The following is a 9,980-nucleotide window of genomic DNA, read 5'->3' on the forward strand; positions in this document are numbered from 1 at the left end:
TTGGGGTGTTTTTTTTTTTATATCCCGCGTTTGTGGTGGTTTTTCTACCCCCGGGTGTTCCCCCGGCGGGGGGGGCGCGGGGGGCCCCCCCCCCCCCCGGGCCCCGAAGGAAATTCAACACCATCTGTCGGCCCTACTGCTGTGCCGACCTTCTGTTTCCGCTACCCGGTCCGGCAGGGGCGGAGCGGGGGGATCGCAGCTGCGTGACCGGGGACCACCATCCATTCCGGGGTCTTGCGGTACCCGGGCCGAGTGCTTCTCGGGCCCGGGCGATCCTGATGGCGTCTGCTCCTCCGTTCCTCTCTGAACCAACCACTGTGGGAACTGGTACCGCTGTTGGCAGCTCCTCGACGTGCGAGCCGCCCAGTGCGGCTCCCAGTCCCGTCACCGTCCTGGGAACACCTTGGCTTCGAGGCTCGAGAGCCGCACTGACTGCGAACTTCGTTTCATCCACCCGCCAGTTCGTGTCTGGCGGGTCTTGTTCGACCGTCTCTGCAAGTTGAAGCGTAACCACGCCAGGAATGAATGTCTACTCTGTCAAAGGTAGATTTCACCCTTCCGGCGGAGGAAGAAACCTGCCACCTGCGGAAATGGCTCCCACAAGTCGTAAGCTCTGCTGTCATGTCGAACCCTGATGAGCTGCTCGTCGCCATCTCCGCCGCGGTGGAGTCCGAGCGAAGCAATCAGATGTCGCTGACCGTGGTCGTCGGCGGTGCCGTCATCACCGGTCGGCTGGCTCCTGAGGCCGTGTGGCGAGAGCGGGTGGCGGAGGTCCTGAAGGACTCGGACCGTCTCGGCCCGTTCTCGGACGTCTTCGCCCGCGGGCAGCGAGCGAAGAGGCCCGGTCGCGGCGAGGCACCCACGCATCTGCACTTCCATCTCGCCCGGATCCTGCAGGGCAGCCTCGGGATCCCGGAGACGGGCGGCATGTACCGAGTCGCGATCAAGGACGTCAGCGCATGGACCGTGGGTGATCTCAGCTACTTCGACGGGTGAGACGTTGTCTCCGCCCCGTGTCCCGGCCCGGCCAGGAGTTTTCCAGCGGACGACGAGACAGCGGTGGGGGGCCCGGCCGCCCCCGGGGGGGGGGGCCCCCCCCCGGGGGCCCAGGGGGGGGGGTGGCGGTGATGCGCCCCGCCCCTTTTATCTAACCCCCCCCCCCCCCCCGCGGGGGGGCCCCCCCCCCCCCCCCCCCGCCCCCCCCCCCCCCCCACCGGGATCCTCAGGTCGGTTTGGCGCCTTTACTCATACGTCCATGGGGCCGGCGCCGCCGAGCAGTGCCGACGCGGTCCGGAGCGGAGTGGGAACGCCCACGGGCGCGGCCTCGGGGCGGTCGTGGCAGGTGAAGCCGAGGCGCACCATGGCCCGGGTGACTTCGCCGGCGGTGAAGTCGCGGCGGTCCTGTCGCGTGATGACCTGACCCACCTGCTTGACGGGGTAGCGGCGGCGGCCGATCGTCACGGACTCACCCGTGACGATCTCGGGCCTGACACTCTTCATAGAGGCCAGCACCCCGGTCCTGCTGAGGTCGAACGGGTACCGGGCGATGACGCAGCGCATGATGCCTTCCAGGGGAGAAGTCGCGGGGGGAGGAAACCGAGCTGTCCGGGGGCGGCGGATCAGCGGGAGAAGGCGAGGACGCCCGGGACTCGGACGTACCCACCGACGTCGCCGGGGCGGGCGCCGGGCGAGGGCGGCGATCCCTCGAGGACGTCCCGCAGCCGGATCCGGTCCGTGTACGTGGGACTGTCGCGGACAACGGCGAGCCGGACCCGAGTGATCAAGTCCGTGCTCTGGTCGTCCCCGTCGCACACGGTCAGGTACTCGACACGGGCGCCCGACATGACGGCCAGAGCCACCTCGACGGTCATGTCGTCACACACCCGAGGCCCGTACGCTTCGATGTCGTCGGCCAGGGTCACGGGGGCGGGGTCCTGCATGCGGTACTGCGTCTGAATTGACGTCAACGGTGCCTCCTGCGGTAAGAGTTGCTCGGTTTCGTGACCGTTGCGGTCCCTGGGAGACCACAGTGGTCCGGGCACCGCGCCGGGGCACTAGGCAGCCGATTCGCTGCCGGGCCGCAGCTGCGCCCTGCGGCGCGTCCCCGCGTCGGCGGTTCGGCCCTGGCCGGTACGGCCCCGGCGGCCCCGGGACGGCGAAGACACGCGGCGGGGGCGTTCCAGGACCGGAGCGGTGATGACCACCGGGACGCCGGAGGGCGCCTGGGCACCCGTGATGCGGCTCAGTTCCGCCTCGCCCGAGCGGACCGGGGTGATGTGCGGGGTGATGCCGGCCGAAGCCATCAGCCGGCTCATGCCGCGGCGCTGGTCGGGGGTCACGAGGGTGACGACGCTGCCGGACTCGCCGGCGCGGGCCGTACGGCCGCCACGGTGCAGGTAGTCCTTGTGGTCGCTGGGCGGATCCACGTTGACGACCAGGTCGAGGCTGTCGACGTGGATGCCGCGGGCCGCGACATTGGTGGCCACCAGGACCGTGACGTGACCGTCCTTGAACTGTGCCAGGGTCCGGGTGCGCTGCGGCTGGGACCTGCCACCGTGCAAGGCCGCGGCGCGGACACCGCTGTTCAGCAGGTGCTTGGTCAGCCGGTCCACGGCGTGCTTGGTGTCCAGGAACATGATGACCCGGCCGTCCCGGGCCGCGATTTCGGTGGTCGTGCGGTGCTTGTCGGCGTCATGCACATGGAGTACGTGGTGCTTCATCGTGGTGACGGCACCGGCCGACGGGTCGACGGAGTGGACCACCGGGTCGGTCAGGTAGCGGCGGACCAGCACGTCGACGTTGCGGTCCAGAGTGGCTGAGAAGAGCAACCGCTGGCCCTCGGGGCGCACCTGGTCGAGCAGGGCGGTGACCTGGGGCATGAAACCCATGTCGGCCATCTGGTCGGCCTCGTCGAGAACCGTGATGCCGACGTCGGCGAGCCGGCAGTCGCCCCGGTCGATGAGGTCCTTGAGCCGACCGGGCGTCGCGACGACCACCTCCGCACCGGCGCGCAGCGCCCCGGCCTGCCTGCCGATGGACATTCCGCCGGCGACGGTGGCGAGCCGCAGGCGCACGGAGCGGGCGTAGGGAGTGAGCGCGTCGGTGACCTGCTGGGCCAGCTCACGGGTGGGGACGAGGACGAGGGCGAGTGGCCGGCGCGGCTCGGCGCGCCGGCCCGCCGTAAGGGCCAGCACGGCAAGGCCGAAGGCGAGGGTCTTGCCCGACCCGGTGCGGCCGCGGCCGAGTACGTCACGGCCGGCCAGGGAGTTCGGCAGAGTCGCCGCCTGGATCGGAAACGGTACGGTCACGCCTTCCTGGCCGAGCGTGGTCAGCAACGGCGCCGGCATGACGAGATCGGCGAACGACTCGACAGCGGGCAACGCCGGCGTGACCGTCTTCGGTAGCGCGAACTCGCCCTGCGCGGGCCGCCGGTTTCCGCGACCGCTGGAACGGCGCGGAACGCCGGAGCGGCCTGCGGCAGCACTTCCTCCGAAGCGGTCGTACGTGCGAGTTGTGCGTGCGTGGTTCATGCGGAACCTTCCTCGACGTGGGCACGTATCAAGGAATTTCCGCAGCGAAATGAGCGGCGCAGAGAATCGCGAGAACGAGCCGAAAATGACAGGGTCGAATCACCCTGAAAATAAAGCACGCCGGGACCCGCACCCCCAGGTGCGGGTCCCGGCGGCGAAGTCTGCGTCAGTGCCGGTGCGTCAGGCGGGAACGATGTTCTCGGCCGTCGGGCCCTTCTGGCCCTGCGCGATGTCGAACGTCACCTTCTGGCCCTCGAGCAGCTCACGGAAGCCCTGGGCGGCGATGTTCGAGTAGTGGGCGAAGACGTCGGGGCCGCCGCCGTCCTGCTCGATGAAGCCGAAGCCCTTTTCCGCGTTGAACCACTTCACGGTGCCAGTAGCCATTTTGTTTCTCCTTCGGAGACGGTGTCAGGAATACGCCCTGTGCGGATTCCGTGTCGCCGTGATGATCAGCCGTCGGAAAACCTTCTGGCAACCACACCTGCAACTGACGTCGACAGTAGCACGTCGACATCGGCCCCGCTCGATAAATAATTCTGCGCCGCCTGTCGCCTCAGGAATATTTCTCGTGCGCCGCATCGATTTCTCACTTTGCGGCCACAGATATTGTCTTCCGGGCTGCGGTATTGCCGCCGAGCGTCTCCGCTCACAGTGCTGTGACCTCCTTCGACAGCTCGTGCGCGGCCGCTGTCGTCATCGGCGGACGAGATACCGACGAAAGCACTGAGACCCCCGAAGCGAGACGAAGGCCACATGGCGATTCCGGCGGGGCGACCGAGGCGCCCTGTGTCCGAAGAAGAGTCGGGCCCTGCAGCTCGGCCGTGGCCGCACCACTGGCCGCACCCCGGACGGTTCGGCGACATCGAGGGCGGAAGTTCGTGACACAGTCGCAGACGCCGTCCGCCGTGGGACCGGCTCCGGCTCCGGAACCGCAGCGTGATCATCGTCATCGCCGACACGTCCGGCCTGCCGGCCGCCCTCGACTCGGCTCACCCGGAGCACCGGGGGGCGAATGAGGCGATCATGGCGGCCGGCCTCCTGGTCATGCCCCCGCTCCTGCTGGCCGGCCTCCCCCTCAGAGATGAAGAAGGCTCCGTCGTCGTCGGCGTGATAGCAGTGCACACCGCACGCCCGATACCTCTGCCGGGCGAGCTGGAACGCATGCGAAAGGACGTCCACGACCCCTACTGCGATACCGCCTACGACTTGGTGGACTGGCTCTCCAGCAGTCGACTGCATGGCTCCGAGAACCGCTTCGCGCGTATCGACCCCCCGCTCTAAGAACCCATCAGCTGCCGGAGTGGGCCCCACCTGCGGGAGACGGCGCAAGACTCGTGCCGTCTCCAGGACACGATGCTTGCTCCGGCCGCCGATCCTCGAAGAAAGTCGCACATCGTTGATCCAGACGGTCAACGGTCTGGCACGGATCTGGCACGCGACGGCTGATCACCGCCCACAGCAAAAAGGCCCGGGTCTCTGACCTGGGCCTCAAATCTGGAGCGGGTGACGAGAATCGAACTCGCGCTCTCAGCTTGGGAAGCTGATGTTCTACCATTAAACTACACCCGCGTAAGACACCGACCGGAGTCGGGGTCCGAACGCTCGCTCACTGTACCTCATCGCAGACCCCCGGTGCCGACGCCGTGGGGTCTGAGCGCGTTTCAGAGGGGGATCCGGCTGCGGGCGGCCGGAGTTGGGGCGTACGGTGAAGGGGTGGGAGAGGTCCCGGCGAGGCCGGAGCGCCGCCTGGAGAGCCGTTCCTTTGATCCCGTAATGTGGCTTTGGCGTCCGGGTATGAAGACCGGACGCGGCTCTTGGGGAAGGGACTCGAGGACTTGATGGAACGCACCGTCGTCCGCTGTGCCGATGGGCACGTGTTCAGCACCGCTTCGTTCCCGATGCAGCAGGCCGAGCGGCTCGGCCCCGGCCGGCTCCTCCGGTGTCCGCGGTGTGCCCGGCTGCGCAGCGTCGTGCCGGTCACGCTCCAGAAGCGGTAGCGGTCGGTAACGAGCGGTAGTCAGCAGCGGACCGTCGCAGCACGGTCACCGGCGCGCGGGGTCCTCGCGATTGTCGAGGCTCCGCGCGCCTTGCGTATCCTCGGGACGTGCTTCTCTCAGACAAGGACATCCGGGCCGAGATCGACGCCGGGCGGGTACGGATCGATCCCTACGACGAATCCATGGTGCAGCCGTCGAGCATCGACGTGCGGCTGGACCGCTACTTCCGGGTGTTCGAGAACCACCGGTACCCGCACATCGACCCCTCGATCGAGCAGGCCGACCTCACGCGGCTCGTGGAGCCGGAGGGCGACGAGCCGTTCATCCTCCACCCGGGGGAGTTCGTACTCGCCTCGACGTACGAGGTCATCACCCTGCCCGACGATCTCGCCTCGCGACTGGAGGGCAAGTCCTCCCTCGGGCGGCTCGGGCTCGTCACCCACTCCACCGCCGGGTTCATCGACCCCGGTTTCTCCGGGCACGTCACCCTCGAGCTGTCCAATCTCGCCACCCTGCCGATCAAGCTGTGGCCCGGCATGAAGATCGGCCAGCTGTGCATGTTCCGGCTGACCTCCCCGGCCGAGCACCCCTACGGCAGCGAGCGCTACGGCTCCCGGTACCAGGGACAGCGCGGGCCCACCGCCTCGCGGTCCTTCCTCAACTTCCACCGGACGCAGGTGTGAGTCCGGTGAGCGAGGTGCGCGAGAACCTTTCCTACGAGCGGTTCGGGGTCGCCGTCCGCGAACTCGCCCAGACCATCGCGGACGACGGGTACGAGCCCGACATAGTGCTGTCGATCGCCCGCGGCGGCGTCTTCGTGGCCGGCGGGCTCGCCTACGCCCTCGACTGCAAGAACCTCCACCTCGTGAACGTCGAGTTCTACACCGGGGTGGGCACCACGCTCGAGATGCCCGTCATGCTCGCGCCCGTCCCCAACGCGATCGACTTCTCCGACAAGAAGGTCCTGATCACCGACGACGTCGCCGACACCGGCAAGACGCTCAAACTGGTCCGCGACTTCTGCCTCGACACGGTCGCCGAGGTACGGTCCGCCGTGATCTACGAGAAGTCCCACTCCCTCGTGAAGTGCGAGTACGTGTGGAAGCGGACCGACGAGTGGATCAACTTCCCCTGGAGTGTCAAGCCGCCCGTGGTGAAGCGGTCCGGGCAGGTCCTCGACGCCTGATCGGCGGCGGGCCGGGCGGGTCCGCCACGTCCGATCCGGATCCGTCACCCGCGCGCCTGTGCCGACGGGAGGGCGCGGTTCGCCCGCGGCGCCGGAGGCGGGGGCGCCGGCTGAGCGGTGCTCCCGGGTGCCGCCTGTGCCTGCGCCCGGCGCGGCCCGCCGGCCCCGATCAGTGCCGCGGTGACGGTCACCTCGTATCCGGCCGCGGCGCCGGAGCGTTCCACGACCGTGGAGCCCGGGCGGCCCCGGGGCTGAGGTGCGTCGATGCACGAAGTCGGTGCACCGATTCGAACGTAGTCGGGCCCGGCCTCCGTTCCGTCGGCCGGTCGGCCCCCCGCGCCCCACCCGGCCACGGGCGGCTCCGCACGGTTCCCGTCCGCGCCCCGGTTTTCGCCCGGGTCACGGGAAAGGCCCCCGGCCGGAGGCCTTGTCACGTGCCCTGCAGCCGGTACCCCTCGTTCCGAACCGCCACGGCCGGGCCCGCCCTAGAACGTGCCCAGCTTCACGATCGACAGCAGCGCGATCAGCTGGATCGCCGACGCGCCCAGCGCCTTCGGCCACGGCAGGTCGTGGGAGCGGCTGACCATCAGCGTCAGCAGGGCGCCGCCCGCGACCCAGGTCGCCCAGCCGAGCAGCTGTACGAAGCCCGCGTCGCCGCCGAAGAACATGGCGAAGACCAGACGGGGGGCGTCCGTGATGGACATGATCAGCATGGACAGCCCGACCGTGGGCTGCCAGGCGCCGTCGCCGCCGAGCTGGCGGGCCAGGGTGTGGGTCACCACGCCCAGGATGAAGGAGCTGAGCACCATCGCGACGGCCGTCGTCAGGACGATCGGGACCGCGTTGGAGAGCGTGGCGTTGATCGCGTCCGAACGGGCCGTGTCGAAGCCGAAGACGGCGAGCAGGCCGTAGAGGAACGTCACGATGAGGGCGGGGCCCCACATCGTGTAGTCCCGCATCCGCAGGAAGGTCTGGTTGGGGGCGAACACGATGCCCCGCAGCAGGTCCTTCCAGTGCAGGCACGGGCCGGTCGGGCCGGCCGGGGCGGCCGAGCCCGCCCGGTAGGTGCCGCTCTGCTGGTACGGGTCCTCGTTGATCGAGAACGCCTGGGTGTGGCCCGGGTTGTTGGCCGCGTACGGGTCCGGGGTGCCGCCCTGGCCCGGGTGGCCGCCGTAGTCGTCGCCGAAGTACTCCGGTCCGTCGCCCGCCCGGCCGCCACCCGGGTAGCCGCCGTTCGCCTGCTGCCACTGGGCGCCGCCGCCGTACTGCGGCCGCTGCTGCGGGTAAGGCTGCGGCGACGACGGGTAGCCGTACGGCCGTCCCTGCGGCGCCTGCGCGCCGTACGAGGGTCCCTGCGGGGCCTGCTGTCCTTGTGGGGCGCGGTTGTCCCGGCCGCCACGTCCGATCCTGAATCCAGCCACGTCATCGAACGTACCTGGTCCTGGAGGCTCGTGCGCCGGGGCGGCCGTCCGGGCCCGGCTTTGCTGCCGAGCTGTGACATCCCCTAAGGGGCAGTCAGATGCTCCCCCTCAGGGTTTCCGGCGGATACGGAGCGTCACCGGCGCATCGGGGAGGTCGGCCGTGCGGAGCCCGCCGGGGGCCCGGAAGAGCCGCGGGCGCCAGGTCGCCGTCGATGTGCGCCGAGGTGACGTTCCGTGCCGGGCGTCAGTCCAGGAAGTCCCCGCCGTCGTCCGGGAGTTCGATCAGGCCGGTGGTCGTGGGTGTGCTGCTGGTGCCGTGCAGCAGGAAGCCGGAGCCGCTCCTGGCGACCGTCAGGTCCGCCTTGCCGTCGCCGGTGAGGTCGCGCAGGCGCAGGGCGTAGCCGAAGGAGGTGTCGGAGTCGGCGGTGCCGGTCGCGGTCTGCGGGATCCAGGAGGAGCGGGAGCCGCTCAGTCCGCCGGGGCCGCCGCGGAACAGTTCGACGCCGCCCTGGTCCCGAAGGCCGTCCACGTCCTCGTAGGGCACGCCGACCGCGAGGTCCGCGTAGCCGTCGCCGTTGGTGTCGGCGGCCGAGACGTCGTAGGCGAAGTTGTCGTCGGCCTCGGCCGAGCCGGCGACGCCGGCCGTGTTCTGGGAGAAGTCCTTGGTCGTGGTGGGTCCGGAGGAGGTGCCGTGCCACACGGTCACCGAGCCCCTGCCGTTGTTCTTGCCGGGCTGCCCGATGGCGACGTCCCCGTAGCCGTCCTTGTCGAAGTCGCCGATGACGGCGTTCGGGCCGAGGCCGCCGCTGCCGGTGGACAAGGTGAGGGTCTTGCCCGAGGTCAGTCCGGAGGCGGAACCCTTGAGGAACCAGGCGCTCGTCTGCACCTCGGTGCCGTGGAACTGCTCGCCCAGGATCACGAGGTCGGTCTTGCCGTCGCCGTTGACCTTGCCGGCCGCCAGGCGCGCCGAGTACCAGCCGCCGTCCACCTTGTCGATCTTGCTGACGCTGCCGGTGGAACCGGACTTGGTGAACGGCCCCCGGTACAGCCAGGCCTCGCTGCCGCCGATGACCGCGAGGTCGGGCGAGCCGTCCCCGGTGAAGTCGCCGGTGGCGAGGTCGGAGCCGAAGTGGGCCTGCTCACCGTTCGCCCCGCTCTTCGGGGTGACGCTCGTGCCGCCGGAGAGTCCGGAGCGGGAGCCCCACACGACGGTGACCGAGCCGCGGTACTCGGAACGGCCCACTTGCTCGGTCTGGTTGCCGACGACGAGGTCGGCGTACCCGTCCTTGTTGAGGTCGGCGCTCGAGAGCGAGTCGCCGAACATGTCGTCCTCCTCGCCCGTGCCCGGGATGCCGGGGCTGTCCTGGTGGATCACCTTGGGGTGCGCGGTGTCGAGGCCGCCGGACTTTCCGTAGACGATGGTGACGGCGCCGCCCTCCCAGCCGTCCGGGCCGGAGATGCCGGCGGAGGAGTTGACGTACGCGAGGTCGCGGTAGCCGTCACCGTTGAAGTCGTCGTACTGCTTGGCGACCGCGGCCGAGGCCGGGGCGGCGAGCGCCAGCGGGGCCAGGCCCGCGACGAGGAGAGCGGCCGCGAGAGCGGCGGGGGTGGCGGTGCGCATCGGGTTCCTTCCGGATGTCACTCGAACGACCGTCCGGCCGGGGCCGGCAGGCGGACTTGAGGGCGGCGATGAGCGGGTGGGGGCGGCGATGAGCGGGTGGGGCGCAGGAGCGACGTGTGGCTCCGTGGAGGTGTGCGGGCCGCGGGGGGGGGCGGGGCGCCGCCGCCCGGCGCGGGGGGGGCGCGCCCGCCCGGGGCGGAGGCGGCCCCCCCCGGGGGGGCCGCA

Annotated in this window: 10 protein-coding genes, 1 tRNA gene and 1 pseudogene; 5 read left to right on the forward strand and 7 right to left on the reverse strand. The window is 70.0% G+C overall.

Annotation, left to right across the window (positions count from 1 at the left end; translation table 11 throughout):
- Window positions 1-621: 621 nt before the first annotated feature.
- Window positions 622-996 (forward strand): hypothetical protein, encoded by a 375-nt coding sequence (locus ACFW2E_RS10200; RefSeq protein ID WP_384464275.1) that lies wholly within the window; start codon window positions 622-624, stop codon window positions 994-996.
- A gap of 249 nt (window positions 997-1,245) precedes the next feature.
- Here the strand turns inward: ACFW2E_RS10200 and ACFW2E_RS10205 are convergent, their stop codons facing one another.
- The 4 genes from ACFW2E_RS10205 to ACFW2E_RS10220 form a co-directional block, all read right to left on the reverse strand.
- Window positions 1,246-1,560 (reverse strand): SCO5918 family protein, encoded by a 315-nt coding sequence (locus ACFW2E_RS10205; protein ID WP_145879299.1) that lies wholly within the window; start codon window positions 1,558-1,560, stop codon window positions 1,246-1,248.
- 59 nt (window positions 1,561-1,619) lie between these two features.
- Window positions 1,620-1,940, reverse strand: a complete 321-nt coding sequence (locus tag ACFW2E_RS10210) for a CBS domain-containing protein (RefSeq protein WP_384464345.1) — start codon at window positions 1,938-1,940, stop codon at window positions 1,620-1,622.
- 114 nt (window positions 1,941-2,054) lie between these two features.
- Window positions 2,055-3,530 (reverse strand): DEAD/DEAH box helicase, encoded by a 1,476-nt coding sequence (locus ACFW2E_RS10215; RefSeq protein ID WP_384464279.1) that lies wholly within the window; start codon window positions 3,528-3,530, stop codon window positions 2,055-2,057.
- Window positions 3,531-3,710: 180 nt separating this feature from the next.
- A complete protein-coding gene (locus tag ACFW2E_RS10220) occupies window positions 3,711-3,914 on the reverse strand; it encodes a cold-shock protein (protein ID WP_382724058.1) in 204 nt (67 codons plus the stop codon).
- Window positions 3,915-4,466: 552 nt separating this feature from the next.
- Here ACFW2E_RS10220 and ACFW2E_RS10225 point away from each other — a divergent pair.
- A pseudogene (locus tag ACFW2E_RS10225) lies at window positions 4,467-4,601 on the forward strand (VapC toxin family PIN domain ribonuclease); the annotation flags it as partial.
- Between the two features lie 424 nt (window positions 4,602-5,025).
- Here ACFW2E_RS10225 and ACFW2E_RS10230 read toward each other — a convergent pair.
- Window positions 5,026-5,099: transfer RNA gene (locus tag ACFW2E_RS10230), tRNA-Gly, on the reverse strand.
- A gap of 269 nt (window positions 5,100-5,368) precedes the next feature.
- On the opposite strand from ACFW2E_RS10230, the gene ACFW2E_RS10235 reads away from it, so the two are divergent.
- The 3 genes from ACFW2E_RS10235 to ACFW2E_RS10245 all read left to right on the forward strand — a co-directional run bounded on the left by ACFW2E_RS10235 (window position 5,369) and on the right by ACFW2E_RS10245 (window position 6,713).
- Window positions 5,369-5,527: a hypothetical protein gene (locus tag ACFW2E_RS10235; protein ID WP_384464282.1), complete on the forward strand. Its 159-nt coding sequence runs from the start codon at window positions 5,369-5,371 to the stop codon at window positions 5,525-5,527.
- A 107-nt stretch (window positions 5,528-5,634) separates the two neighbouring features.
- Window positions 5,635-6,210, forward strand: a complete 576-nt coding sequence (gene dcd / locus ACFW2E_RS10240) for a dCTP deaminase (protein WP_384464285.1) — start codon at window positions 5,635-5,637, stop codon at window positions 6,208-6,210.
- Window positions 6,211-6,215: 5 nt separating this feature from the next.
- A complete protein-coding gene (locus ACFW2E_RS10245; protein ID WP_384464288.1) occupies window positions 6,216-6,713 on the forward strand; it encodes a phosphoribosyltransferase in 498 nt (165 codons plus the stop codon).
- A gap of 485 nt (window positions 6,714-7,198) precedes the next feature.
- On the opposite strand, the gene ACFW2E_RS10250 is transcribed toward ACFW2E_RS10245, so the two are convergent.
- Together ACFW2E_RS10250 and ACFW2E_RS10255 are read right to left on the reverse strand one after the other, a co-directional pair.
- Window positions 7,199-8,134: a Yip1 family protein gene (locus tag ACFW2E_RS10250; protein WP_384464291.1), complete on the reverse strand. Its 936-nt coding sequence runs from the start codon at window positions 8,132-8,134 to the stop codon at window positions 7,199-7,201.
- Window positions 8,135-8,378: 244 nt separating this feature from the next.
- Entirely contained in the window at window positions 8,379-9,755 is a 1,377-nt protein-coding gene (locus tag ACFW2E_RS10255) for an FG-GAP and VCBS repeat-containing protein (RefSeq protein WP_384464294.1), read from the reverse strand.
- Between the last annotated feature and the right edge of the window lie 225 nt (window positions 9,756-9,980).

Source organism: Streptomyces sp. NPDC058964 (assembly GCF_042741275.1).
Classification (GTDB): Bacteria; Actinomycetota; Actinomycetes; order Streptomycetales; family Streptomycetaceae; genus Streptomyces.

Bases quoted from the DNA above. Each gene is read 5' to 3' on its own strand.
- ACFW2E_RS10200 (WP_384464275.1), top strand. From the start codon at position 622: ATGTCGAACCCTGATGAGCTGCTCGTCGCCATCTCCGCCGCGGTGGAG.
- ACFW2E_RS10205 (WP_145879299.1), bottom strand. From the start codon at position 1,560: ATGCGCTGCGTCATCGCCCGGTACCCGTTCGACCTCAGCAGGACCGGG.
- ACFW2E_RS10210 (WP_384464345.1), bottom strand. From the start codon at position 1,940: ATGCAGGACCCCGCCCCCGTGACCCTGGCCGACGACATCGAAGCGTAC.
- ACFW2E_RS10215 (WP_384464279.1), bottom strand. From the start codon at position 3,530: ATGAACCACGCACGCACAACTCGCACGTACGACCGCTTCGGAGGAAGT.
- ACFW2E_RS10220 (WP_382724058.1), bottom strand. From the start codon at position 3,914: ATGGCTACTGGCACCGTGAAGTGGTTCAACGCGGAAAAGGGCTTCGGC.
- ACFW2E_RS10235 (WP_384464282.1), top strand. From the start codon at position 5,369: ATGGAACGCACCGTCGTCCGCTGTGCCGATGGGCACGTGTTCAGCACC.
- ACFW2E_RS10255 (WP_384464294.1), bottom strand. From the start codon at position 9,755: ATGCGCACCGCCACCCCCGCCGCTCTCGCGGCCGCTCTCCTCGTCGCG.